Below are 26123 nucleotides of genomic sequence, written 5' to 3'. Positions count from 1 at the left end.
TACGGAACGTGTCATCGTGGGCATGAGCGAGCCCCGGCCGGGTTACCCGGCCCGGGCACCTCGACCCAGCGAAGGAACGGATGACGATGACGAGTGGTTTCGTCGGCCCGGAGGGTGACCCCTTCGCAGAATTCCTCGCCCGCTTCTTCGGCGGGCCGCGCCCCCGCCAGATCGACATCGGCCGGCTCCTCAGCCAGCCCGCCCGGGAACTGGTGCGCGGCGCCGCCCAGTACGCCGCCGAACACGGCAGCCGCGACCTGGACACCCAGCACCTGCTGCGCGCCGCCCTCTCCGCCGAGCCGACCCGGAGCCTGCTCAGCCGGGCCGGCGCGGACCCCGACTCCCTGGCGTCCCAGATCGACGACCGGTCCGGCCCCGTCCAGCACGGCCCGGGCGAGGCCCCGCCGCCGACCTCGCTGTCCCTGACCCCCGCCGTCAAACGGGCCCTGCTGGACGCCCACGAGCTGGCCCGGACGAGCGGCGCCGGCTACATCGGCCCCGAGCACGTGCTCAGCGCCCTCGCCGCCAACCCCGACTCGGCCGCCGGTCACATCCTCAACGCGGCCCGGTACGCCCCCTCCGGCCCGCCGGAGGCGCCGGAGGCCCCGCCGGCCCGCGCCGAACGCCCCCGCCCCGCGACCGGCACCCCGACCCTCGACAAGTACGGCCGCGACCTCACCGAACTGGCCCGCGAGGGCCGTATCGACCCGGTGATCGGACGCGACGACGAGATCGAGCAGACCGTCGAGGTGCTCTCCCGGCGCGGCAAGAACAACCCGGTGCTGATCGGTGACGCGGGCGTCGGCAAGACCGCCGTCGTGGAGGGACTGGCCCAGCGGATCACCGAGGGCGACGTCCCCGACGTGCTCCTCGGGCGGCGCGTGGTCGCCCTGGACCTGACGGGCGTGGTCGCCGGCACCCGCTACCGGGGCGACTTCGAGGAACGGATGAACAACATCGTCGAGGAGATCCGGTCCCACTCCGACCGGCTGATCATCTTCATCGACGAGCTGCACACCGTCGTCGGCGCCGGGGGCGGGGGCGAGGGCGGCTCGATGGACGCCGGCAACATCCTCAAGCCGGCCCTCGCCCGCGGCGAGCTGCACGTCGTGGGCGCGACCACCCTGGAGGAGTACCGCCGGATCGAGAAGGACGCGGCGCTGGCCCGCCGCTTCCAGTCGATCATGGTGCCCGAGCCGACGCCCGCCGACGCGATCGAGATCCTGCGCGGTCTGCGGGACCGGTACGAGGCCCACCACCAGGTCCGCTACACCGACGAGGCGCTACTGGCGGCCGTGGAGCTGTCCGACCGCTACCTGAGCGACCGCCGGCTGCCGGACAAGGCCATCGACCTCATCGACCAGGCCGGCGCGCGGGTGCGGCTGCGGGCCCGGACCAAGGGCACCGACGTACGGGCCCTGGAGCGCGAGGTCGAGCAGCTGACCTGCGACAAGGACCAGGCGGTCGCCGACGAGCAGTACGAGCGGGCCACGCAGCTGCGGGACCGCATCGTGGAGCTGAAGCAGCGGATCACGGACGCCGGCGGCGACGGCGAGGTCGACGAGGGACAGAGCCTGTGGGTGGACGCCGAGGCGATCGCCGAGGTGGTGGCCCGGCAGACGGGCATCCCGGTCAGCCGCCTCACCGAGGAGGAGAAGGACCGGCTGCTGGGCCTGGAGCAGCACCTGCACCAGCGGGTCGTCGGCCAGGAGGAGGCGGTGCGCGTCGTCTCGGACGCGGTGCTGCGCTCCCGCGCGGGGCTCGCCAGCCCCGACCGGCCGATCGGCAGCTTCCTGTTCCTCGGGCCGACCGGCGTCGGCAAGACGGAGCTGGCGCGGGCGCTCGCCGAGGCGCTGTTCGGCAGCGAGGACCGGATGGTGCGCCTCGACATGAGCGAGTACCAGGAGCGGCACACGGTCAGCCGGCTGGTGGGCGCCCCGCCCGGGTACGTGGGGCACGAGGAGGCCGGGCAGCTGACCGAGGTGGTGCGCCGGCACCCGTACTCGCTGCTGCTGCTCGACGAGGTGGAGAAGGCGCATCCGGACGTCTTCAACATCCTGCTCCAGGTCCTCGACGACGGCCGGCTGACCGACTCGCAGGGCCGGACGGTGGACTTCACCAACACCGTGATCGTGATGACCAGCAACCTCGGTTCCGAGGCGATCACCCGGCGCGGCGCGACCCTGGGGTTCGCGTCCGGCGGCGCGGACGCGGACGAGGAGGCGCGGCGCGAGCAGATCCTGCGGCCGCTGCGGGAGCACTTCCGGCCCGAGTTCCTCAACCGGATCGACGAGATCGTGGTGTTCCGCCAGCTGACCGCCGAGGAGCTGCGGCGGATCACCGACCTGCTCCTTGAGAGCACCCGGCGCGGTCTGAAGAGCCGGGACGTCTCGATCGACTTCACCGACGCCGCCGTCGACTGGCTGTGCGAGCGCGGGTACCAGCCGGAGTACGGCGCCCGGCCGCTGCGCCGCACCATCCAGCGGGAGGTCGACAACCAGCTGTCGCGGCTGCTCCTGGACGGCCGGGTCCGGGAGGGCGGCCGGGTGACGGTGGACGCGGAGGACGGGCGCCTGGCGTTCCGGACGCAGGAGACGCCGGCACCCGAGCTGTGAGCGGCGGGGGCGCCCCGGACGGGGCGCCCCCGCGTGTCACCGACGCGTCGGGCGGACGACCATCGCGGAGCCGCCGCCCCTGCGGACCCTCTCGGCCGCCGCGAGCCACCTGCCGTCCGGCAGCCGCTGGACGCCCGTGACCGCGCCGATCTCCGGGTTCACCCGGAAGGAGTGCCCGATGGCCTCCAGGCGCTGCCTGACCTCACTGTCGTACAGCCCGGGTTCGAGGTCCGTCCGCTCCGTGTTGCGCTGGCTGGCGCGCGGCGCGGCGATCGCGTCGACCAGGGGCAGTCCCCGGTCGAGGAAGCCGGTGAGGGTCCCCAGCACGGTGGTGATGATGGTCGAGCCGCCGGGTGAGCCGAGCGCCACCACCGGCCGGTCGTGCCGGTCGAGCACGATCGTCGGCGAGATGGACGACCGGGGGCGCTTGCCGGGGCCGGGCAGGTTCGGGTCGTGGACGGCCGGGTTCGCCGGGGCGAAGGAGAAGTCGGTCAGCTCGTTGTTGAGCAGGAAGCCGCGGCCGGGCACGGTGATGCCGCTGCCGCCGGTCTGCTCGATGGTGAGGGTGTAGGCGACGACGTTGCCCCACCGGTCGGCGGTGGTGAGGTGCGTGGTGCTGTCGCCCTCGTACGTCGTCGGGGCGGCCGTGCCGCCCGTCGCGCAGGGCTCCGGGTCGCGGGGGTCGCCGGGGGCGAGGGGGCTGGTGAGGACGGCGTCGTCCTCGATGAGGCACGCGCGCGAGTCGGCGAACCGCTGGGAGAGCAGTTCCTCCGTCGGGACGTCCTCGAAGGCGGGGTCGCCGACCCAGCGCCCCCGGTCGGCGAACGCGATGCGGCTCGCCTCGATGAAGCGGTGCAGGTACCGCACGTCGCTCGCGGCGGGGAGGTCGGTGCGCTCCAGGATGTTGAGCGCCTCGCCGACCGTGGTCCCGCCGGAGGAGGAGGGCGCGATGGAGTAGACGTCCAGTCCGCGGTACGAGGTCTTCGTGGGCGGCCGGGACGTGACGCGGTACGCGGCGAGGTCACGGGCGGACAGCTCGCCGGGGCGGGCGTTCCAGCCGGAATCCGGGTCCACGGGCGGCTTGTCGACCGTGGTGGCGATGTCCCGGCCGATGGCGCCCCGGTACAGGGCGTCGACGCCCTCGCGGCGCAACTCCCGGTAGGTGCGGGCCAGGTCGGGGTTCTTGAAGGTGGAGCCGACGGCCGGGAGTTCGCCGCCCGGGAGGAACAGCTCGGCCGTGTCGGGGAAGTGGCGGAAGCGGGCCTCGTTGGCGGCGGTCTGCGCGCGGAAGGTCTCGTCGACCGTGAAGCCGTCGCGGGCGAGGCGTTCGGCGGGTTTCAGGACCGTGCCCAGGCCGCGCTCGCCCCACATGTCGAGCGCCCGCTGCCAGGTGGCGGGCGTGCCGGGGGTGCCGACCCCGAGTCCGCTGCCGACCGCTTCGGCGAACGGGATCGGCGCGCCGTTCTCCAGGAACAGTCCGGAGTCGGCGGTCAGCGGGGCCGTCTCACGGCCGTCGAGGGTGTGCACGGTGCGGGAGCGGGCGTCGTAGTAGACGAAGTAGCCGCCTCCGCCGACGCCGGCCGAGTAGGGCTCGGTGACGCCGAGCGCGGCGGCCGTGGCGACGGCCGCGTCGACGGCGTTGCCGCCCTTCTCCAGGACCTCGATCCCGGCGGCGGAGGCGTCCGCGTCGACGCTGGAGACCGCACCGCCGTGGCCGACGGCCACCGGGACCTTGGGGGTGTGCCGGGAGGACGCCTCGTGCCGGGAGGACGCCTCGTGCTGGGTGGGCGGCGGGGCCGCCCCCACCGACAGGACGGCGGCACCGACCGCCAGGACTGCGAGATTCCGTGCGACAGGACGACGCATCCGCACCTCCGGTAAACGGCTGTCCGCGCAGCCTAGTTCGTCACCGGGCTCCCGTCAGGGATGCCGCGGGACGTGCCGTCCCGTCGTCGGGTGGCCTCCACCGCCCGCGTCTCGAACACGGGTTTGCGTGGGACCGCTACCATGCGCGCCCATGACTGACGACGTGCGCAACATCGTTCTGGGCATAGTGGCCGCCGGTCTCAGCGCCGCGCTGGGCTGGATCGCCCGTACCTACCTGTGGCGGCGGAAGCTCCGCCGCAGGCAGTCGTTCTTCGGCCTGCCGGAGAACTCCGAGTCCCTGCTCGTCGTCAACCGCGATCCGGCGACGGCGGAACCGGCGGTGCACCGCTTCGACGTGTTCGCGCTGCTTGAGCTCTCCGCGCTGATCAAGGACTGCGGGGCGCACGTCCAGGTGGTCACCCAGGACACGGCCCACCAGGGCTTCGGCGAGCGGACCGAGTTCTGTGTGGGCGGGCCGGGGTCGAACCGGCGGATGGTGGCCCACATGGCGGCCATGCTGCCGGGGATACGGGTCAACGTCGATCCGGCGCCGGGTCCGGACCGGGGCGCCTTCCAGATCGGCTCCGAGCGCTACCGCATGGATCCGGGCGTCACCGAGTACGTCCTGCTGGCGCGGCTGACCGCCGGTGAACGGCGCGAGACGCGGCCGGTGTTCCTGTTCTGCGGTCAGCGCGCGATCACCAACCAGGCCGCGACCCGCTATCTCGCCCGCCACCACGAGCGGCTGGCCCGCAAGCACGGCTCGAACTCGTTCGTCCTGCTGCTGAAGGTGATCAACTCACAGGCGTACGGCCCCGATGTGGTCGAACTGGTCGCGGACGTGACCAGGGCCGCGCAGACCGCGCTGCTGGCCGCCGCGCCGCGCACCGGTCACCGGGCGGACTGACCTCGTTCAGCACCGCCCGTCCGGCGCGCAGCTGACCTTCTCCTCCTCGGCGGACGACCCGTCGTCGGGGTCGCGTCCACCGCGCGAGCAGTGATCTCCGGCTGCCGCCGGACGGGTCCGGCCGATGCGATCCGCCGCCCCGTGGACGTGGGGCGGTGGGCCCCTCCCGGTGGCGGTGTCCCCGCTCCTGACGCGGAGTCCCCTCCCCCACCGGGATGAAGGAACCATCGTAGTCGAGGTCCGGGCGGACGGGTCCACGGGCGTCACCCGGTCAGTGCCCGAGGATCTCGGAGAGCAGGTCCTCGGCGCGGTCGCTGCCGGGACCGCCGGAGAACGCGTCGCCGTCACGCGGCTCGATCAGCGGACCGACGGCCATGAGCCGTACGCGGACCGAGCCGTGGGCCGGGGCCTCACGCCTCCGCGACCTCCGCGTACAGCTGCGACAGCTCGGGCACGCCGGTGGCCGCCCACGCGTGGCCGGCGTCCACGACGTCGAACTCCCGGCCGGAGGTGAGCCGTACGACCGGCTGGCCGTCGGCGCGGATCTCCCAGGCGGCCCCCGGCACGGTGCGCACGACGACGGTGCCGAGGTACAGTCCCGCGTCGTTGCCCAGCCGGGCCGAGGCCTCCTCGTCGTCCCGCCAGCGCGGCACCAGCTGGTCCAGCGCCTCCAACGAGGCCGGGGAGTCGTCGAGCCGGACCCCCGCCCGGTCGGCCTGGGAGCGCAGGAACTCGCACTCGGCGAGGAGTTCCGCGATGCCCTCGGGACCGGGGAACCCCGTCTTCCGGTGCCGGTTGCCCAGGAAAGGGATGTTCATACCTCCAGCCTGTCATTCGTACCGCACCGCGCACCATAGGCGCGCGGGGTCGGACGACGGCCGGCCGGCGCCGTGCCTACACGTCGAGGTCCACCACGACCGGTGCGTGGTCCGAGGCGCCCTTGCCCTTGCGCTCCTCGCGGTCGACGTAGGAGTCCGTGACCGCCTTCGCGAAGGGCTCGTTGCCGTACACCAGGTCGATGCGCATGCCCCGGTTCTTGGGGAAGGCGAGCTGGCGGTAGTCCCAGTACGTGAACGGGTGCTCGTACTTGAGGGGACGCGGGACGACGTCGGAGAGGCCGGCCTCGCGCAGGGAGGCGAGGGCGGCCCGTTCGGCGGGGGTGACGTGGGTGGAGCCCTCGAAGTCGGCCCGGTCGTAGACGTCCTCGTCGGTCGGCGCCACGTTGTAGTCGCCCAGGACGGCGAACGGGCGGCTGCCCGCCGCGTCGCCGGCCACGGCGGCCTTGAGCGCCTCGAACCACTGGAGCTTGTACGCGTAGTGGGGGTGGTCCACCTCGCGGCCGTTGGGCACGTACACCGACCAGACGCGGACCGGGCCGCAGGTCGCCGAGACGGCGCGGGGCTCGACGGAGCCGTCGTAGCCGGGGTCGCCCGGCAGGCCCTTGACGACGTCCTCCAGGCCGACGCGGGAGAGCACCGCCACGCCGTTCCACCGGCCGGTGGCGTTCACCGCCGACTCGTAGCCCAGCTCGCGCAACTCCTCCACCGGGAACTTCTCCTCGGCGACCTTGGCCTCCTGAAGGCACAGCACGTCCGTGCCGCTGCTCTCCAGCCAGGCCAGGAGCCTCGGCAGGCGGGCGGTGATCGAGTTCACGTTCCAGGTCGCGATGCGCATGTTCCCCAACCTACCCGTCACCTGTGACAACGCCCGACCGACCGCCCGCCGGGTCACAGCTCGGCGGAGCCGCCGGGTGCGAGCCGCAGGTGTTCCGTGCCGCCGAGGGCGCCGATCTGACGGTCGTAGATCGGGCGGGCGAGGTCGGCGAGGAGGGCGTCGTGGATGTCGTAGGCGCGCCGCGGCTTCACCTCGCGGACGTAGTCGATGACCTCGGAGATCTTGTTCCAGGGGGCCATGACCGGCAGCATCAGCGTGTCGACCGGCCGGTCGGGGACGGTGAGCGCGTCGCCGGGGTGGAACAGCTTCCCGTCGTCGACGAGGTAGCCGACGTTGGTGACGCGCGGGATGTCGGGGTGGATCACCGCGTGGAGTTCGCCGTGGACCTGGACGTCGAAGCCGGCGGCGGTGAAGGTGTCGCCGTGGCCGACGGTGTGCACGCGCCCCGGGAAGGCCGCCGAGAGCCGGTCCGCGACCGACTTCAGGGTCCAGATCCCGGCGGCCGGGTTGGCCTCCAGCGCGACCCGCAGCCGGCCCTCGTCGAAGTGGTCGGGATGCTCGTGCGTGACCAGGACCGCGTCCGCGCCGAGGACCGCGTCCTCCTCGCTGAACGCTCCGGGGTCGAGGACGAGGACGCGGCCGTCCTTCTCCAGGCGGACGCAGGCGTGCGACTTCTTCGTGAGCTTCATGACTCCATCCTGCCCCGTGCCGCTCACGGCCGCGCGGAGCCCCCCGGGGCTCACTCCTGGGGCGTGGTCTCCTCACGGACGACCTGCTGGGCCACCCGGAAGGCGCTGTTCGCCGCCGGGACGCCGCAGTAGACGGCCGTCTGGAGCAGCACCTCCTTGATCTCGTCCGGGGTGAGCCCGTTGCGCAGGGCGGCCCGGACGTGGAACGCGAGCTCCTCCAGGTGACCGCCGGCGACGAGGGCGGTGAGGGTGACGCAGCTGCGGGTGCGCCGGTCGAGCCCGGGCCGGTCCCAGACCTCGCCCCAGGCGTAGCGGGTGACGAGCTCCTGGAAGTCGCCCGAGAACGCGTCGGTCCCGGCCAGCACCCCGTCGACGTGCGCGTCGCCCAGCACTTCCCGGCGGACCTTGAGCCCGGCGTCGTAGGGGTCCGGTCTGCTCTGCGTCTGCTGCGGCGCGACGGGCGGGGCGATCTCGGCGACGGGGGCCTGCTGCGGCGGGACGACGGCCGGCGCCGGCTTCACCGCCGCCGCGGGCAGCGCGACGTGGCCGGTGGCGGTGTCGAAGCCGGGCTGCCAGGCGGTGGAGAAGTGCCGCACCAGCAGATCGGTGACGGCGGCCGGCTGCTCCACCGGCACCAGGTGGGAGGCGCCGGGTACGACGGCGAGCCGGGCGTCCGGGATCCCGGCGACCAGCGTGCGGGCCTCGGCGGGGCCGGTGACCTGGTCCTCGGAGCCGACCAGCACCAGGGTCGGCACGCCGACGCTGCCGAGTCCGGCCCGCACGTCGAACGAGGCGAGCGCCTCGCAGGCGGCGATGTAGCAGCCGGGGTCGGTGGTGCGCACCATCTGCACGGCCCACTCGGTGATCGCGGGCTGGGCGGCGGCGAACCCGCCGGTGAACCAGCGCTCCGGCGCGGAGCGGGCGATGGGGTCGAGCCCGTTGGTGCGTACGATCACCCCGCGCCGGCGGAACTCGTCCGCCGTACCGAAGCGGGGCGAGGCGGCGATCAGCGCGAGGGAGGCGAGGCGCTCGGGGTGGCGCAGGGCCAGCTCGATCCCCACGGCGCCGCCGAGCGCGCAGCCCGCGTAGCCGAAGCGCTGGACGCCGAGGGCCTCGAGGGTGGCGAGCAGCCGCGTGGTGAGATCGGCGACCGAGCCCGCGGGGTGGGCGGGGGCGCCGCCGTGTCCCGGCAGATCGAACCGGAACACACGCCACTGCTTCGTCAGCTCGGGGACCTGCCGGTCCCACATGTGCCATGTGGTACCCAGTGAGGGGCCGAGGATCAGGACCGGGGCCTCTTCCGGCCCGTCAAAGCGGTATTGCAGGGTGTTCGACGGTGTCTCACTCACGCCCCGCACCCTCTCATGTCTCACGGACACCCCTATAACGCGGGTCCACGGGAAACCGGTCTGACCAGGTTGAAGACCTCGCGGGCGGCATACCGTGTGTTCGACGAGCCGGGTCAGGCGTTGGTTCAGCTCATTGATCTGTCCGGTGAGCTGCTCGATGCGCTCGGCGAGCATGCGCAGCGTCATGTGGGCGGCCTGGGCCACCGCGTCCTCGTCTCCCCCACCAACGGGCGGGCCGAGGCGCGCGCAGGTGCGGAACAGCTCGGCATTGCCCAGGCTCGACAAGCGTTCCCGCAGGGCGGGATCGGCGATCACTGGAACGGCCTTGAGCTGGTTGATCGCCTGGGTGCGGGCCTTGACCGCGGAGTCCTTGGCGAGCTTGAAGATCCGGGCGGCGTGCACCGGTCCGTCGCCGGATTTCACTCGGGCCCGGGCGCGACCGCTGAGCACGGCCCGCGCATCGAGCGGGTCCGACTTGCCGAGCAGACGGCGGACCGTGCGGTCGGGCCGGTTCACTTCGAACACCTGGATCTGCTGGCCCAGCAGACAGCGGGTCAGGCCCGCGCCGAGGGTGCCGGTGCCCTCCACGCCGGCCCGGCGCACCGTCCCCCGCTTGCGGGCCCAGACGAGCAACTGTCGGTAGCCGGCCGCCGTGGCCGGACAAGGAATCGGTGCCTAAGATCTTCCCGAGCGAGGAGAGCACGGCGGCGACATGCACCTCGCCGTGCGGGTCCACGCCCAGGACGACCTCACGCCGAACGGGAGGATCCGTGCTGGAGGAGGTGCTGTGCTGTCGGGTCGTCACGATGGTTCGCCTCCCACGTGGTGACGTGCCGGCTGGGGGAACGACACCGGCCCGCTCGGGCGGTCTGCACCGTGATGGCGCCTGATCGTCGGCAAGGCCCCTCTGGGGACACGCCCTGTGGCTCGGTGGCAGGCAGCACCCCGCAACGGCAGTCGACAGGTCCGTGACTGGACACTTCGGTCATAGATCTCACGAGTCAGACCCCCGTCCGGGAAGGCACTGCACAACCGTCCCATCGATCCCGGTACACCAGCGGGCTCCGACCACAGCCGGATGGCTTGGTCCGAACCGGCGCTCAACCTCGGCCGATCGCGAGGGCCGGCCGATGACGATGACCGTCCTTCATTCCACACCTCCGCTGAGCCGGGCGAACTGACGGATCCGAGCCACCACGTGGAGAGCTTCCCGTTCCTCGCGGGAGACCTCTTGTTGCTGTACACGGACGGCGCCACCGGGGCCCGTGACTCCGACGGCACCTTCTACCCGCTCACCGAGCGCGTTACCGGCTGGACCGGGTGCGACCTCGACGCCTTCCTCGGCCGCTTCCGACCCGACCTGCTGCACCACGTCGGCAGTCACCTGGACGACGACGCCATGATCGTCATCGAGCACCCGGCTGCGCAGGGGCACGGCGGAACACCGATCAGGCGGGCAAGCCGGCCGAGGGCTTCGAGCGCCTCGTCGTCCGGGGCTGCGACGGCGGCGGCATCAGCATGGCGCCCACGGCGATGTTCGCCCACGCACTCGACCTCGGGGACCGGAGACATCGTGGCACCAGCCGCCCGCCTCCCCGCCGGACCACAGGAGGTCCAGGCCCGCGCCCCGGACGGGTACGACTTCCCAGGGTCCCCACCACAGGGATCGCCTCAGATCGATCTCGCCGGTCTGAACGCGTGCGCTTGGGTTGACGGGTCTGCCGCTTCACCAGGCGACCGGCAGTTCGTGCAGACCGTTCACCATCGTCCCGGTCTTCCAGCGCAGTTCCTCTGCGGGGACGGCCAGCCGGAGGCCGGGCATGTCCTCCAGGAGGACCTCCAGGGCCACCTGGAGTTCCACTCGCGCCAGGTGGGCGCCGATGCAGTAGTGCGGGCCGTGTCCGAAACTGAGGTGCGGGTTGACGGCCCGGTCGAGGACGAGGTCATCGGGGTCGCTGAACACCTCTGGGTCCCGGTTGGCGGCCGCCGTGTCGACCAGGACGGGATCACCGGCGCGGATGAGGGCCCCGCCGAGTTCGATGTCCTCGGTGGCGTAACGGGGGAAGGCGAAGCCGTTGGGCAGTGGTACGTAGCGCAGTAGTTCCTCCACCGCGCGGGGGAGCGCCTCCGGCCGGCCGAGCAGTGAGGAGAAGCGGTCGGGGCGGGCCAGCAGAAGGTAGCAGGAGTTGGAGATCTGGTTGAAGGTCGTGACGAATCCCGCGCTGATGAGTACCGGGGCGAGGGCCATCAGTTCCCCCATGGTGATGCGTCCTTCCTGATCATGAGCCCGTACGAGGGCGCTGAACAGGTCGTCGCCGGGTTCCTGACGACGCAGCTCCACCAGGTCGGCCGTATACGAGGCGAACGTGGTGTTCCACTTGTGGAACTCCTCGGCCGTCACCGTGTGGGACATCATCACGTCCAGCCAGTCCCGGACGCGGACGTGGTTCTCTTGACCGATGCCGAGCAGCTCACCGATCACGGTGATCGCCAAGGGGAAGGCGTACCCGTTGCCGAGGTCCGCCGGAGCGCCCGACTTCCGCATGCCGTGCGACAGTTCCCTGGCGATCTCGCGCACGCGGTCGCGCAGCCGCTCGACACGGCGGGCGGTGAACGTCTTCGCCACCGTGCCGCGCAGTCGGAGGTGGTCCGGCCCGTCGGTGGACAGCAGGCCCCCGCCGCTCACCGCGACCGGCCTGACGCGTGGCCGGTCCCGGCCGACCGCCGCGGCCATACTGAACCGGGGATCGCCCAGCAGCGACTTGGCGTCGGCGTACCGGGTGACGAGCCAGGCGTCCTCGCCGTACGGCATGCGCACCCGTGCCGGGGGCCGTTGCCGCAGTTCGGCGTAGATGGGGTGGAGCCCGAGTCCGTCGGGCTGTCCGAAGGGATAGGCGAGCGGTTCGCGCTGTGCCGTTGTCGTCATCGTCGGCCCTTCCTCGGGCAGGAAAGTCGGAGAAGGCGGGTGGTCACAGGCGCACCAGGAGCTTGCCGCGGTTGGCGGCCGGGTCCGTGTACAGGCTGCGGTACGCCTCGGGGATGGCGTCGAATCCGTGCCGGACGGTCTCGTGGTGGACGATCTCGCCGCGGCGGACCATTCCGCCGAGGTCGTCGTGGAGCGCGTCCAGGGTCTGGTCGTCGTACCACTCCTCCGCGAAGATCCCGCGGACGGTCGTACGGGGGAACATGATGAAGGGGAGGAGACGGGGTCCCGTGTGGTCACCCGCGATCTGCGTCGCCCACTGCCAGCAGACGGCGACCTGACTGCCGACGTTCAGCATGGAGAAGACCGCGTCGGTGATCGCCCCGCCCAGGTTGTCGAAGTATTTGTCGATGCCTCGAGGTGTCGCTGCTCGCAGTGCCTCGCGTGCTTTACCGGGGTCGTCGCCCTGGCGGTAATGGATGACGTCGTCGAAGCCCAGGGCCGTCAGATGCTGTGCCTTCACGGGTGAGCTGGTGGTGCCGACCACGCGTGCGCCGGCTCGTTTGGCGAGCTGGCCGGCCAGTGATCCGACGGAGCCGGAGGCACCGCTGACCACGAAGGTGTCACCCGGCTCGACGGTGAAGAACTTGGTCAGCGTGCCCCAGGCGGTCAGTCCCGGTGGACCCATGACGCCGAGTGCCGTCGACAGCGGCAGCGCCTCGTCGTAGCGTTGCGGGTCCAGCCGCCGGAAGGCGGGGAAGGGGACGGGGAACGCGCCGTGCTCCCACCGCCATCCCGCACCGGTGCCGATCAGGTGGCTGCGCCAGCCGCCGTAGCCCTGCACCAGGTCGCCGACCGAGAAGGCGGCCCGCGGGCCGGCCGAGACGACGCGCAGGATGCTGTGCGCGACCATGTGCCCGCCGATGGGTGTTTCGAGGGCCAGTCCCTGAAGGTAGGGGTCGAGCGACACGTAGAGGGTTTCGAAGAGCATCTCGTCGTCCGCGAGCGAGACGTCCACCTCCTCGACCACCTTCTCGTAGATCCGGTCGATGTCGGGAACGCCCGGCACGTGCTCGCGCACGATCCATTTCTCGATCCTCATTCACACTCCTGGGCCACGGGGTCGGTGGTCGGGCGCCGGCCGACCGGGATGACGATCTGGGTGGGCGGCGGCTGGGTCCGGTCGATGTCGGCGGTGAAGTCCACACCGTCGTCCCGGCAGATGAACTGTGTGACGTGACGGCCCGCTGCCGCGGCCCGGATGAGGCCGCCGATCGTGGACCAGGTGCCGGAGAGATAGAAGTTCTTCAGCCCCGGCGCCACCGGACCGTTCTTGTTGATCTCCTTCTCCAGCGTTTCCGCGCCGTCCACGAACGGCAGCCAGCCGGCGATGGTTCCGTTGTGGTTGCCGGTGTAGCGGATCTGGGTGAGCGGAGTGCCGGTGTCGCGCGCCACGACCGCCTCCGCCAGCCCCGGGAACCTGCGGTCCAGGAAATCCGCGGCGGCGCGCTGCACCTGGCGCTTGGCGGCGTAGTACGCGGGGCCGCGGCGCACCGCCAGCGTATGCAGCTCCTCCCCCTTGTGCATGCGGCTGTGCTGGTCCGGCCCTTCGGTCAGCTTCCGCCAGACCCGGGTGTCGGAGAAGTAGGTGACGAAGACGACGCCGGTGCCGCGCGGCGAGAGTTCCGGGTAGTGGACGCTGCGGAACTGCACGTTGATGCTGGGATGCCCCATGCCGACGAACGAGGCCGCCTCTTCCTCGTCGAGCAGGTACGTCGTGCAGGGATCACCCTGCGGGAACGGGCGGTTCAGGCCCAGGAAGACGCTTACGTACCCGGGATAGAGCATTCCCGGCTCGTCGATGGTCTTCGTGTAGAGCCGCTCGTACGTCTTGTTGAGGTACCGGCCCTTGAGGAGGTCCATCATCGTGGTGCGGCCGTCGCAGGCGGAGACTACGATGTCGGCCCTGAACTCCCGTCCGTCGCTCAGCCGGACGCCCACGGCCTGGTCGTCCTTGACCAGCACATCGTCGACCTTGGCGTTGTAAGTGACCTCCCCGCCGAGTCGCAGATAGCGTTCCTCGACCGACCGCGCCAGTCCCAGCGAACCCCCTTCGGGCACGCCCGCGGTCCCGTTGGCGTGTGACGCCAGCTGGAAGTAGAAGGGGAGGACGGGGAACGCGGGGTGGTACTCGTAGAGGATGTGGTTGAAGGCGTCGCGCAGCAGCGGGTCGGAGAACCGCTCGGTGTAGTCCGTCATCAGGGTGGTGATCGATTTCCGGATGACGTTGAAGTACGGGACGAACGCCGCCAGCATGCGCAGGCGTTCGATCCGTCCCATGAGCCCCGCCGGCTTGAGGAAGGGGTAGACCGCCATGCACGCCTTGAATTTCCGCAGGCTCGCGCAGAACTCCTTGATGGGCTTGGCGTCGGCGGGCGAGAGGCCGAGCAGGTGTGCTTCGAGACGGTCCGGATCGGAGTAAAAGTACACCGCCCGGCCGTCGCGGGCGCGTACGACGTTGAAGACGTCGAAGTTGCGCATCTCTTTGCCCTGTAACGCGCCGAGTTCCAGCCAGATCTGGTGCATCTCGTCGCCGGGGCCCGAGCCGAGCAGCCAGCTGACGCACCAGTCGAAGGTGAAGTCGCCCTTGTCCCAGGCGGTGCAGCAGCCGCCCGGTAGCTCGTGCATCTCCAGGACCCGGGTCCGGTACCCGTTCATCTGTGCGTAGCAGCCCGTCGACAGTCCGCCGAGCCCTCCGCCGATGATGACCATCGTGCGCCGACGCCTTCGGCCGGATACGGTCTCATGCCCCATGCGTCCCACCTCCCGTGGCCGTGCTGGATGCGCCGACGCGGTGCTCGGCCGGCGTGCGGGTCAGGACCGCGCGGACCAGGCCGGCGTTGTGCTCCAGGTGCTCCGGATCGAGCATGTCGGCGTGTTCGCCGGAGCCGGTCAGCACCGCGGTCGAACCGGTGGAACTGCCGTGCCAGGAACCGGGCTCCCCAGCGGCGTAGAGGGCGGCCTTGTGTTCGTCGGAGATCACGGTGACGGCGGCGCGTACCGTGCCGAGGTTGGGGGTGCGGGAGCAGAAGCCGATGTAGTCCCTGGCCTGGTCGAGGGTTTCCTGGGCCAGTTCCTCGGAGCCGGTGTGCTTGCGCAGGTGCTCGCGCAACTCGCGCTCGAATTCCACGAGGTGCTCGTCACCGACGGTGTAGGGAGTGGGGACCCGGTACGCATCGAGGACGACGACATCGCGGACCTCCCGACCGCGGTGCTCCAATTCCTTGGCGACCTCGAAGGCGAGGTTGCCGCCGAGCGAGTAACCGAGCAGCTCACAAGGGCCGTGAGGCTGGAGGGTCTCGATCAGATCGGCGTAGCGGGCCGTCTTGCCGTCGCCGGTGAGATAGTTGAACGCCACGAGCTCGTACTCCGGCAATTGAGCGGCGAGGAGCCGGTAGACCAGCCCGTGGCCGCCGGCGGGCGGGAAGCAGAAGGTGACGGGTCCGGCACCGGGATTGAACCGCAGCCAGGGCTGCGCGCCGGGGAGCCGGCCGGTGATGATGTGCTCCACCGTCCTGGCCATGCCGTGCAGCGTGGTCACTCTGAACAGGTGACTGACCGGGATGGTCATGTTGAACTCGTTCTGCAGGTGATGGATCAGTTCGATCAGCTTGACGGAGCTGCCGCCGACTTCGAAGAAGTCGTGCTGGAGACCGACCTCTTCGACGCCCAGGACCGCTTTCCAGTGGTCCGCCATCCGGGTTTCGTAGAGGGTCACGGGCGGGTCGTGCGGAGTGTCGTCGGGGGCGGACCGGGGTGCGGGCAGCGCGGCAAGGTCGACTTTGCCGCTGGAGGTGAGGGACAGCTCCGGCAGTTCGGTGAAGGAGGCCGGGATCAGATGCGCCGGCAGATGCTCGGCGAGATGGCGGCGGAGTTGCCGCCAGTCCACTTCCGCACCGGGCGCTGCCACGCCGTACGCGCACAGGATGTTCTCGTCGCGGCCGTCGGGCCGCAGGGTGACGACCGCCTGGGTCAGCGCCGGCCATTGGGCGAGACGGGACTCGATCTCGCCGAGCTCGACCCGGTGACCGTGCACCTTCACCTGGGCGTCGGCTCGACCGAGGAGATGGACACACCCCTCGCTGTCCCATCGCGCGAGGTCGCCGGTCCGGTAGAGGCGAAGGGTCCGGGCATCGGACCCGCGGCCGACGGTGCGGGTGGCGAAGCGGTGCGCGGTCTGCTCGGGGTCGTTGAGGTAACCGGCGGCGACGCCCGTACCGCCGATCCACAGTTCGCCCGTGACACCGGGCGGCACCGGTTGGCCGTGCTCGTCGACGATGTACAGCTCGGTACCGGGGAACGGCCGGCCGATGGGCACGGTCCGGCTCGGTTCCAGACCGTTCACGGGCCCCTCGAAGTACGTGCTGTCGATGGTGGCCTCGGTGAGGCCGTAGGAGTTGACCAGACGGGTCTTCGGGCCGCACAGGGCGCGCAGCCGGTCGTACTCCTCGACCTTCCAGGAGTCGGAGCCCACGATCAGCAGCCGCATGAAGTCCAGCCGGTTGCCGCCGTGCTCGCAGTGGGCCACCAGCCCCCGGACGACGGAGGGCACGAACTCCGCGCAGTCGACACCTTCCTGGCGCATGACGGCGTACAGCCGCGCGGTGTTGAACAGCACCTCACGCCCGACGAGCACCAGGGTGCCGCCGGAGCACAGGGCGCGCACCAGGTCCCCGGTGAAGACGTCGAAGGACGGGCTCGCCATCTGCAGGTGCACGGCGACATCACGGTCGAGGCGGTACTCCATGCGCCAGGCTTCGTAGGCCGAGGCGAGATTGCGGTGGCTGACCAGCACCGCCTTGGGCCGCCCCGTGGAGCCGGAGGTGTGGATGACGTAGGCCGGTGCGTCCATGCCGGCGTCGGGTTCGGCTGCGTCCGAGTCGGGCGCGCCGGGCGAGGACCCCGCGGTCAGATCGTCCAGGGTGAGCACCCGGCACGGCAGGCCCGCGAACCGTTCGCCCTCGCCGGTGTCGACCACGGCCCGCTCGGCACCTGTGTGCGCGATGAGGAACGCCAGCCGGTCCTGCGGGTCGCGTGGGTCCAGCGGCAGATAGGCGGCACCGGCCCTCAGTACCGCCAGCAGGGTCACGATCAGCTCGGGTGACTTGTCCAGGCAGACGGCCACCACCGCACCGTCCCCCACGCCCAGCTCGCGCAGCCGTCGGGCACGGGCGCGACTGCGGAGGTCCAGTTCCCCGTAGGTCATCCGCAGGCCGGCGCCGTCCTCAGCGGGAGCGGAGACGGCGACGGCCCCGGGCCGCTCGGCGGCGATCCGGCTGATGAGCCGGTGCACCGGCACGTCGGGTACGACGGCCCGCCGCCCCGCCCCGCTCCAGCCGTCGACGAGACGCTCGCGCTCCCGGGCCCCGAGCATCTCCAGCCGGAGGGCGGGCTCCGCGGGAGCCGCGCGGGTCAGCGCGTCGAGCAGGTTGGTGTAGTGGGAGGCCATCCGCCGCATCGTCTCGGGGAGGAACAGGTCGGTGTTGTACTTGAAGACACAGTGGAAGCGACGATCGGACTCGTCCTCGTACACCGAGAGGGTGATGTCGAATTGCCCTTCCTCTTCCGGCAATTCGATGTACTCCAGGCGGTAGCCGTACTTCTCGGTGGCCACCTTGTGGGTGAGCAGGATGAACATCGCCTGGAAGACCGCGGACCGGCTCGGGTCGTGCTTCAGACCCAGTTCCTCGACCAGCAGTACGAACGGGTACTCCTGGTGGTCCAGGCCCCCGAGCACGACGTCGCGGACTTGGGCGAGGAGTTCGGCGACGGTCGGCCGGCGGGCGAGGTCGAGGTGGAGCGGCAGCGGGTTGACGAAGTAGCCGTAGACCTTGGCGAACTGCTCCTGGGTGCGGCCCGTCACCGGACTGCCGACGATGATGTCGTCCTGTCCGGAGTAGTGGTGGAGCAGTAGGTAGTAGGCGCTGATGAGCACCATGAACACGGTGACGTCGTGTTCCCGGGCCAGGGCGTGGACGCGGGCGCTGAGGTCGGCGTCGAGGACGAAGAACTCCGACGCGCCGTTGTGGGTCTGGACGGGCGGGCGGGGCCGGTCCGTCGGCAGACCGAGGGCCGGGATGTCGGTCGGCAGGTGGGCCTTCCAGTAGTCGAGCATCCGCCGGGCGTCGCGGCCGGTGAGGAACTGGTTCTGCCAGTTGAGGAAGTCGACGTAACGGGCGGGGACGGGAGGTAGTTCGGGCGTACGGCGCAGGCGCAGCGCCTCATGGACCGCGAGGAGTTCCTCGATGAAGGTGAACGTGGAGACCGCGTCGGAGATGATGTGGTGGACGGCCTTCATCAGCACCCAGCGGTCCGGGCCGCGTCGGAACAGGCGCAGTCGGATCAGCGGGTCGTGTGCGAGGTCGTACGGCTTGCGGTACTCACTGACGATCAGTGCGTGAATGTCGTCCCATGGCCGATCCTGGACGTCGAAGAGCGCGACGTCCGTCCGGGAGGCGGAGTCTTCGGCGGGAGCGGTCTTCTGCACCGGCTGCCCCTGGTCGTGGGTGAAGTTGGCCCGGAGGCAGGGGTGGCGTTCGATCAGGACGCGGAACGCCGCGAACATCAGCTCGGGGTCGACTTCGGTGCGGATCTCGACGGCGCCGCCGATGTTGTAGGCGAAGCCGTCGGGGTTGAGCTGCTTGAGGAACCACAGAGCCTTCTGGTTCTGGGTCAGGGGGTGCTGTCGCTCGTCGTGGAAGAACTCGACCGCGGCTGTGGTCTCGGCCTCGTCCGGACCCGCGGTGACCAGTTCCGTGAGTTCCTCGTGGAGACGGCTGATCAGGTCGCCGACGGGGGTGTTGCCGAGCAGGGCGACGACCGGGAGCGTGACGCCCAGGTCGGCCTGGACCCGCGAGCGCAGTTCCATCGCCAGCAGGGAGTCGAGACCGAGCGCGCCCAGTCCGGTGGCGGGGTCGACCTGTTCGGGCGGCATCCGCAGCACACCGGCGACGACGTGGGTGAAACGATCGGTGAGGAGGGCCTCGCGGGTGTCAGGGTCCGCGGCGCGGAAGACGGACCGGAAGGTGTCGAGGGCGCTGCCGTCCCCGGTCGCCGACGAGTCGCTCTCGTCCGCCGCCGCGGCCAGGTCGACGACGAGGGGCGGCGGCTGCGGGTACCAGGCGAGGAAGAGGGGCCAGTCGACGACGGTGGCGACGAGCAGTTGGGCCCGGTCCTGGCCGAGGACGCGTTCGAGGACGGCCATGCCCGCTTCGGGGGAGAGCGAGCTCATGCCCCGGCGGGTGCGGTAGTGCTCGACCAGCCCCAGTTCCTCGATCATGCCTGTGGCCCAGGGGCCCCAGTCAACGCTGAGGGCGGGCAGGCCGCGGGCGCGGCGATGGTGGGCGAGCGCGTCGAGGAAGGCGTTGCCGGCGGCGTAGTTGGTCTGGCCCGCGGTGGTCAGCAGCGAGGCGATCGACGAGAAGAGGACGAAGTGGTCGAGTGGTTCGTCGGCGAGGTGGCGGTGGAGGAGGTACGCGCCGAGCACCTTGGGGGTGTACACGGCGTCGAAGGTGGCCCGGTCCATGTCCGGCAGGAGGGTGTCGCGGACCTGGCCGGCGAGGTGGAACACACCGCGGATCGGCGGCGACTGACGCCGCCGGTAGTCGGCGAGCCACGTGGTGAGGGCGGACTCGTCGGCGATGTCGAGCGGGGCGAGGACCGGCTGGGCGCCGAGTGCCTCCAGCTCCTTGAGGAAGCGGATACGGTCACCGGAGGCGGAGTCCGGGTCGACGGTGTGCCACTGGTCACGGTCGGGCAGCGCGGTACGGCCGACGAGGATCAGACGGCGGGCGCCGCGGGTGACGAGCTGACGGCACAGCAGCCTGCCGAGCGCGCCGAACGCACCGGTCACCAGGTACGCGCCGTCAACACGAAGCCGTAGCGGCAGCGGGCGGGGCAGGCCGGTGACCGGGGTGAGACGGCTGGTGAGGCGGCGGCCGTCGCGCAGCGCGACCTCGTGCTCGCCGTCGGCCGCGGTCACCTCCCGCAGCAGGGCCTCGGCCTCCGCGGCGCGGGCCGTGGTGCCGTCACCGGCGAGAGGGTCGAGGTCGATGAGCGTGCCGCGGTGGTCGGGAAGCTCCTGCTGTCCCAGTACTCGACCGATGCCCCAGGAGGGCGCGGACAGCGGCTCGGCGTGGTCGCCGGGGACGACGGCCTGACAGCCACGGGTGACGATGTGGAGCCTGCTGCCCGGCTGGTGGGTCGGCAGCGCGCGGGCGAGCGCGACCAGCGAGTAGCCGGCGAGGTCGGCGCGCTCACGGACATCGGATGCCGCGCGGATCGCGTCCATCGGCGGGAGATCCAGACTCCACAGGTGGACGACATGGTCGTACGGCGGCGCACCGCCCGCGCGCAACTCGGTGAGGAGCCGCTCCAGGTCGGCGGTGGAACCCGGTGCGACCACCGACTCGTGCCGCTCGGGGGCCATGCGGTAGGCCGGGCCTGGCCGCACCAGGTGGCAGCGGCCACCGCGGGCGGTGATCCGGGCCGCCAGTTCGTCGGCGACGCCCTGCCCATCGGCGAGAACAAGCCAGTCCTGTACGGAAATCGCGGATGCGTCGGGGGCGTACGGGGCCTCGGTCCAGGTGATGTCGGCCAGCCAGGAGTCGATGGTGCCCAGGCTCACGGCGGCGGAGACCGTCTCAATGTCGGCGGCGCGGAAACCGGTGACACGGCCGAGCGGGCGGCCGTCGTCGGCGTGCACCGCGATGTCGCCGACGAGTTCACCGTCCGCGTTGCCGGTGAGGACGGCGTGCGCCCACAACGGCTGATTCCCGACGGTGTCGAGGTCCACCTCGCCGATCGACAGCGGCAGCCGGATACCGGTGCCGACCGCTTCCTCGCCCTCCTGGTGTCCGAGGAGTTGAGGTGTCAGCAGCGCCTGGAAGCAGGAATCCAGCAGGACCGGGTGCACATGGTGGCGGGCGGCGTCGTCGCCGATCGGCGCGGGCGGCCGGATACGGGCGAGCGCCTCGCCGGGGCCGATCCACACCTCCTCGATGCCCTGGAACGCCGGACCGTAGTGGTAGCCGAGGGCAGCCAGCGCTTCGTAGCAGGCGGCGCCGGTCAGGTGGAGTGTGCTGCCGCGCCGGACCGAGTCGACGTCCAGCGGGGGGAGACGCCGGTGGTGTCCGGGCTGGGTGGAGCGCACGGCACCGCGGGCGTGCACGGACCGCTCACCGGTGTCACCCCGGGAGGCGGTGGCGATGGTGAACTCCGCGTCCTCGCCGCGGAAGGAGAGCTGCACCGGTGCCGTCCCTCCGGCGGAGCCCTCGGGCCCGGTCGGCAGGAACAGCGCCTTGCGCAGTTCGATGTCGGCGAGGGTGGCACCGCCGCCGCTCATCGCCTGGACGGCCTGCGTCGCCATCTCCACATAGCCGGCCGCCGGGAAGACCGCGCTGCCCTGGATCCGGTGGTCCCCCAGGTAGGGCAGGGACTCGACGTCCAGCCTGGCCTCCCAGGTCGGCTCGGCGGTGTCGAGACGGCGGCCCAGCAGCGGGTGGTCCAACCAGCCGAGGCGAACCCGTGCGACCGGCTCGGGCTCGGTCCAGTGCCGGTCCCGCTTCCAGGGGTAGCGGGGCAGGGGCACCGGCCGACCGGTGGGGTGGACAGCCGCCCAGTCGATGTCGACACCGAGGTTGTGCAGGGCGGCGAGGGAGAGGGTGAAGCGCTCCCGCTCGTCCTCCTGGCGGCGGATCGACGGCATGGTCCGCGCCTCGCGCCCCTGAGCGGTGAGGACTTCGCTGATCGCGTGGCCGAGGATCGGATGGGGTCCGATCTCGAGGAAGACGCTGTGGCCGTCATCGGCCAGCCGGCCGACGGCGTCGGCGAACCGCACGCTGTCGCGGACGTTGCGCCACCAGTACGCGGCGTCCAGTTCCGGACCCTCCGCATACCGGCCCGCCCACTCCCCGCCCGCGGTCAGGCAGAGCGGGAGGCGTGCCGGTCGCGGCCGGAGACCGGCGAGAGAGGAGAGCAGGTCGTCCTCGATGACGTCCATGCGCGCGCTGTGGTACGGCACTCGAACGGCGAGGAACTTGACGAAGACCCCCTCGTCCTTGAGCCCGTCGGCGATCTCGGTGAGGGCCTGCTCGTCCCCGGCCAGGGTGATTGCCGTCGGACTGTTGACGGCGGCCACCGACACGTGGCCGGCGTGGGTTCGTACCCGGCGTAGGGCTTCCGCCTCCGGCAGACCCACCGCCAGCATGGTTCCGGTACCCACCAGCCTCTGCTGGAGCCGGCTGCGGTGGACCGCGATCGCGGCGGCGTCCCGCAGGCTGTAGACGCCGGCCTCGTAGAACGCCGCGATCTCACCGGTGCTGTGCCCGACGACGGCGTCCGGCCGCACGCCGTGACTGCGCCACAGAGCCGCGAGGCCCACCTGCACTGCGAAGTTGGCGGTCTGGGCCAGCCAGGTCTCGTCCATCCGGGAGCCGGTCTCGTCGGCGGCCAGCTCCTCCACCAGCGACCAGTCGGTGAACTCGCGCAGCGCGCGGTCACACGCCTCGACCGCCTCCCGGTAGACCGGCTCGGTCTCGAAGAGCTGCCGCCCCATGCCCCACCACTGCGGCCCCATGCCGGTGAAGACCCAGACCAGCCGCCGGTCCTGTGCGGGCCGTTGCCGGTCCAGCAGTACCCGGGGGTGGGCCTCGCCGCGCAGATGAGCGTCAAGGGCCTCCTTCAGCGAGGCAGGCGAGTCGTAGACCACCGACAGTCTCGCTTCGAGGTGCTGACGGCGGTGGGCCAGGGTGTGGGCGAGGTCAGGCAGGGAGGGTGCCGGGCCGTATGCGCCGGACAGTTCCCGCCGGATGTTCTCGGCGACCTCGGTGAGCAGGGCGGGATCGCGTGCGGTCAGGGGCAGGATGGCAGGGCCCGAGCGCGCACGGCGTTGCCTCGGCAGACCGGCCGTTCCGTCCGCCGGGGCGGCTTCGAGCAGGACATGGGCGTTGGTCCCGCCGAAACCGAAGGAGTTGACGCCCGCCCGCGCCGGACCCTCATGGTCGGGCCAGGGAACCGGACGGGTCGGGATCTCGTACGGCAGCGTCGCCAGATCGATCGCCGGGTTGATCTCGTCGAGGTTGATGTGGGCCGGGACGGTGCGGTGCTTGAGGCTCAGCACCGTCTTGATGAGCCCGGCGATGCCCGCGGCCGACTCGCAGTGACCGATGTTGGCCTTTACCGAACCCACGTAGCACCGGCCGCCGGGCGTACGCCCGATGGACAGCGCGCGGCCCAGCGCACCCGCTTCGATGGGATCGCCGACCGGGGTGGATGTGCCGTGGGCCTCGACGTACTGGAGGTCGCCGGGCATGATGCCCGCCTCGGCGCAGACCCGCTCGACGAGCGTGACCTGGGCATCGGCGTTGGGGACGGTGATGCCGTCGGTACGCCCGTCCTGGTTGACGCCACTGCCGATGATCACCGCGTGCACGGGGTCGCCGTCACGCAGGGCGTCGTCCAGACGTTTGAGGACGATCACACCGACACCTTCCGCGCGGACGTAGCCGTTGGCTGAGGCGTCGAAGGTGCGTGACCGGCCATCAGGTGAGAGGAAGCCGCCCTTGGTCTCGGCGATGGTGTACTGCGGGGCGCTGTGCAGGAGCACCCCACCGGCGAGTGCCAGCTTGCTCTCACCGCGGCTCAGGCTCTGGCACGCCAGGTGGACGGCCACCAAGGAGGAACTGCACGCGGTGTCGAGAGAGACACTGGGACCGCGGAAGTCGAAGCAGTACGAGATGCGGTTCGACACCATCGTCATCATGGTGCCGGTCGCGGTGTGGGCGGTGAGCGTCTCGAAACCGAGGTCGGCGAACTGAAGGATCTTGTAGTCGAGGGTGAAGGCGCCCACGAAGACACCGACGTCCTGACCCGCGAGTTCCGCCGGTTTCTGCCCGCCGTCCTCCAGCGCCTCCCAGGTCACCTCCAACAGCTTGCGCTGCTGCGGGTCCATATGGGCGGCCTCGCGCGGGCTGATACCGAAGAAGGCCGGATCGAACTCGTCGAAGCCGTCGATGTATCCACCGCGCCCGCCGACCAACCGGCCGGGCCTGGCCTGGTCCTGGCTGGCGAGTGTCGTGATGTCGTACCGGTCGGACGGCGTCGGGACGATGCAGTCCTTGCCGTGCAAGAGGTTCTGCCAGAAGGTCCGGTAGTCGGATGCTCCACCGGGCAACCGGCAGCCCATTCCGATGATCGCGACCTTGTCTCGCGTGGCAACGCGCTGTAACTCCGACATGGGCATTCCTTGAAGAGGCAATGATGGGGAGTCGCCGGTTGACAGGGGACGGCCGGCCGGCACGCGGCCGCCACCGTACTCGGGCGTGGCGGAAGTACGGTCACACGGAGTGCGAGATCACCTCGACCGGGTACCGCTGATCTCGGTGCGACAGCGACGCGCTCCCCACGGACGACCGTTCCAGCCCGGTCGGCCGGAAGGGCGTTTCACCGGACAGCCGGCGTGACGGTGCCCGGGGCCGTGCTGCTGAGGTACGTGGTGCTTTCACCCCGCGACGACTCGCGGAGTGAAGGCGGATGAGGTCTCTTTCGCAGCTCTTGCCGGAGTGGCCGGCTACAGGCGGTCGAAGGAGCAGTGGCTGGGGGCCGACTCGCTGGGGGTGTCGAGGATGACGACCTGGTTGGGCAGGTTGTAGTAGGGGCGCAGGGCCTGCTTGGTGGCGCGGGAGACGGTCCGTGCCTCGTAGGGGTTGTTCCAGCGCGAGACGAGGTTCCACTGGAACTCGTAGGGGCTGGAGCAGGTCGCCTGGGTGACGAAGGGCTTGAAGCCGTCGTAGAGGCTGCCGGGCTTCAGGCACTTCTGGGTGTCGGTGTTGCGGATGATGCAGCACTCGCTCTGCACCCGCTCCAGGCGCCAGGAGTCTCCGCTGGAGAGTTCGTTCCGGGCGTGGATGAGGATGTCGTTCTGGTGGTTCATGCCGAAGCCGTAGGGCACCAGGTGGCCGCTGGTCGCGGAGTTGACGATGCGCCAGGGGCCGCTGTCGAACTCGGCGGCGGTGGCGGTGTGGGAGGTGACGGCCAGCAGACCGAACAGAGCGGCCGGCATGACCGTGAGCCGGGCCAGGGGCTGGAAGAGCGGAAGAAGCGCTTGCTGCGCACGGGTGTTCTCCTTGTGCGAGGGGACGGCGCTCTCTGGCGTTGGTCTGCTACCGGTGTCGCGGCTGTCCAGCGGGGGCCGCGGGCAGCGCACGGCAACCCGCCGTCACAGCGTGACTGAGGTGATCGCGGGCGAGCCGCCCGAAAGGGGGATGGAAACCGGGAGCGGCCAAGAGGCAGGTCGCTTCGGGCCGTCAGGTGTCGGCATACGGTTCTGCCCGGCCGGCAGCGTGCAGTGCGTCGTGCGGACGTGGTCGGCCTTGGAGGGTGAGCCGGCCCGGCCCGCGTCAGATGGGGCGTCACCACTATGCGGTGTCACGCACAGAGAGCGCAACGGCGCTCTCGGTAACCATTCGTGTGGGTGAGGCATTTCCGCCGGAGCGCGCGACTCCGCTTCTTCTGGAGCCCTGCACGCCGGGGCGAGGAGTGCGACAACGGCACAGTCGCGCGCTGTTGCAGCCCAGCCTCCCGCATCCGCGCCGGTGGTACGCGACCTGTCCGCCGCCATGTTTCGTGCGCCGAAGGCCGACTCGGCGGCGCATGCGTCTTCGTGCGGAGCGAGAGGCCGCTCGAGGTGAGGCGGGGCCCGTGGAACGAGGAGCCGAAAACGGCCGGCGAGAAGTGCACAGCACCACCGCACCCGGGCCGCAGTGATCCCGCCCCTCATCAGCCTTCCCATACGCCGCGCCGGCGGTCCGCCGCTGGAAGCAGGTCCGCCACGTCCGGCTTCACGTACCACCTCTTCGTCGTCTTCACGTTGGTGTGCCCTTGAGCACCTTCGACACGGCCGGAACGGAGACGCCCGCGGACTCGGCGATGTACGCAACGGTCACCGGCCCGGGCCCGGCGCCAGGCTCACGGTGTTCGTCCGCCGAAGGTCTTCCCGATCGGCCGGCCGGCACGGTCGCCTTCCCCATCCCCCGACTGCTG

General features: G+C 71.1%; 12 protein-coding genes and 1 pseudogene. 3 read left to right on the top strand and 10 right to left on the bottom strand.

What is annotated here, in order from left to right:
* Window positions 1-86 precede the first annotated feature (86 nt).
* Window positions 87-2615 carry an ATP-dependent Clp protease ATP-binding subunit gene (locus ACFY3N_RS11535; protein WP_390816472.1) on the top strand — a complete coding sequence of 843 codons (2529 nt, stop codon included), beginning with the start codon at window positions 87-89 and terminating at the stop codon, window positions 2613-2615.
* Window positions 2616-2651: 36 nt separating this feature from the next.
* Here ACFY3N_RS11535 and ggt read toward each other — a convergent pair whose 3' ends face one another.
* On the bottom strand, window positions 2652-4481 hold the full coding sequence (gene ggt / locus ACFY3N_RS11530; protein WP_390816412.1) for a gamma-glutamyltransferase: 1830 nt from the start codon (window positions 4479-4481) through the stop codon (window positions 2652-2654).
* A 151-nt stretch (window positions 4482-4632) separates the two neighbouring features.
* Between ggt and ACFY3N_RS11525 the strand changes: the two genes are divergently transcribed.
* Complete coding sequence (locus ACFY3N_RS11525; protein ID WP_390816411.1) at window positions 4633-5388, top strand: hypothetical protein; 756 nt, start codon at window positions 4633-4635, stop codon at window positions 5386-5388.
* Between the two features lie 410 nt (window positions 5389-5798).
* Here the strand turns inward: ACFY3N_RS11525 and ACFY3N_RS11520 are convergent, their stop codons facing one another.
* From ACFY3N_RS11520 to pcaC, 4 genes are all read right to left on the bottom strand, one after another.
* A complete protein-coding gene (locus ACFY3N_RS11520; RefSeq protein WP_390816410.1) occupies window positions 5799-6206 on the bottom strand; it encodes a DUF6278 family protein in 408 nt (135 codons plus the stop codon).
* Window positions 6207-6282: 76 nt separating this feature from the next.
* Window positions 6283-7062 (bottom strand): exodeoxyribonuclease III, encoded by a 780-nt coding sequence (locus ACFY3N_RS11515; protein ID WP_390816409.1) that lies wholly within the window; start codon window positions 7060-7062, stop codon window positions 6283-6285.
* Window positions 7063-7115: 53 nt separating this feature from the next.
* Window positions 7116-7751, bottom strand: a complete 636-nt coding sequence (locus ACFY3N_RS11510) for an MBL fold metallo-hydrolase (protein WP_390816408.1) — start codon at window positions 7749-7751, stop codon at window positions 7116-7118.
* 50 nt (window positions 7752-7801) lie between these two features.
* Complete coding sequence (gene pcaC / locus ACFY3N_RS11505; protein ID WP_390816471.1) at window positions 7802-9100, bottom strand: 4-carboxymuconolactone decarboxylase; 1299 nt, start codon at window positions 9098-9100, stop codon at window positions 7802-7804.
* A gap of 1078 nt (window positions 9101-10178) precedes the next feature.
* On the opposite strand from pcaC, the pseudogene ACFY3N_RS11500 reads away from it, so the two are divergent.
* Window positions 10179-10451: pseudogene (locus tag ACFY3N_RS11500) on the top strand (SpoIIE family protein phosphatase); the annotation flags it as partial.
* A 375-nt stretch (window positions 10452-10826) separates the two neighbouring features.
* On the opposite strand, the gene ACFY3N_RS11495 reads toward ACFY3N_RS11500, so the two are convergent.
* The 5 genes from ACFY3N_RS11495 to ACFY3N_RS11475 all read right to left on the bottom strand — a co-directional run bounded on the left by ACFY3N_RS11495 (window position 10827) and on the right by ACFY3N_RS11475 (window position 25143).
* A complete protein-coding gene (locus tag ACFY3N_RS11495) occupies window positions 10827-12026 on the bottom strand; it encodes a cytochrome P450 (protein WP_390816407.1) in 1200 nt (399 codons plus the stop codon).
* A gap of 43 nt (window positions 12027-12069) precedes the next feature.
* On the bottom strand, window positions 12070-13125 hold the full coding sequence (locus ACFY3N_RS11490) for a zinc-binding dehydrogenase (protein WP_390816406.1): 1056 nt from the start codon (window positions 13123-13125) through the stop codon (window positions 12070-12072).
* Window positions 13122-14795, bottom strand: coding sequence for a phytoene desaturase family protein (locus ACFY3N_RS11485; RefSeq protein WP_390816405.1), 1674 nt, complete (start codon window positions 14793-14795; stop codon window positions 13122-13124). Before ACFY3N_RS11485 ends, ACFY3N_RS11490 begins: the two co-directional genes overlap by 4 nt.
* A 31-nt stretch (window positions 14796-14826) precedes the next feature.
* Window positions 14827-24318, bottom strand: a complete 9492-nt coding sequence (locus ACFY3N_RS11480) for an amino acid adenylation domain-containing protein (RefSeq protein ID WP_390816404.1) — start codon at window positions 24316-24318, stop codon at window positions 14827-14829.
* A 333-nt stretch (window positions 24319-24651) separates the two neighbouring features.
* Window positions 24652-25143 (bottom strand): RICIN domain-containing protein, encoded by a 492-nt coding sequence (locus ACFY3N_RS11475; RefSeq protein WP_390816403.1) that lies wholly within the window; start codon window positions 25141-25143, stop codon window positions 24652-24654.
* Window positions 25144-26123: the final 980 nt, after the last annotated feature.

This window comes from Streptomyces sp. NPDC000348 (assembly GCF_042898795.1).
Classification (GTDB): Bacteria; Actinomycetota; Actinomycetes; order Streptomycetales; family Streptomycetaceae; genus Streptomyces.
This window is presented reverse-complemented; position numbering and strand designations above follow the sequence as displayed.

Excerpts from the sequence above, each read along its gene's own strand:
- ACFY3N_RS11475 (WP_390816403.1), bottom strand. The coding sequence starts at position 25,143 with ATGCCGGCCGCTCTGTTCGGTCTGCTGGCCGTCACCTCCCACACCGCC.
- ACFY3N_RS11495 (WP_390816407.1), bottom strand. The coding sequence starts at position 12,026 with ATGACGACAACGGCACAGCGCGAACCGCTCGCCTATCCCTTCGGACAG.
- ggt (WP_390816412.1), bottom strand. The coding sequence starts at position 4,481 with ATGCGTCGTCCTGTCGCACGGAATCTCGCAGTCCTGGCGGTCGGTGCC.
- ACFY3N_RS11480 (WP_390816404.1), bottom strand. The coding sequence starts at position 24,318 with ATGTCGGAGTTACAGCGCGTTGCCACGCGAGACAAGGTCGCGATCATC.
- ACFY3N_RS11520 (WP_390816410.1), bottom strand. The coding sequence starts at position 6,206 with ATGAACATCCCTTTCCTGGGCAACCGGCACCGGAAGACGGGGTTCCCC.
- ACFY3N_RS11535 (WP_390816472.1), top strand. The coding sequence starts at position 87 with ATGACGAGTGGTTTCGTCGGCCCGGAGGGTGACCCCTTCGCAGAATTC.
- ACFY3N_RS11525 (WP_390816411.1), top strand. The coding sequence starts at position 4,633 with ATGACTGACGACGTGCGCAACATCGTTCTGGGCATAGTGGCCGCCGGT.
- ACFY3N_RS11515 (WP_390816409.1), bottom strand. The coding sequence starts at position 7,062 with ATGCGCATCGCGACCTGGAACGTGAACTCGATCACCGCCCGCCTGCCG.
- ACFY3N_RS11510 (WP_390816408.1), bottom strand. The coding sequence starts at position 7,751 with ATGAAGCTCACGAAGAAGTCGCACGCCTGCGTCCGCCTGGAGAAGGAC.
- ACFY3N_RS11485 (WP_390816405.1), bottom strand. The coding sequence starts at position 14,795 with ATGGTCATCATCGGCGGAGGGCTCGGCGGACTGTCGACGGGCTGCTAC.
- ACFY3N_RS11490 (WP_390816406.1), bottom strand. The coding sequence starts at position 13,125 with ATGAGGATCGAGAAATGGATCGTGCGCGAGCACGTGCCGGGCGTTCCC.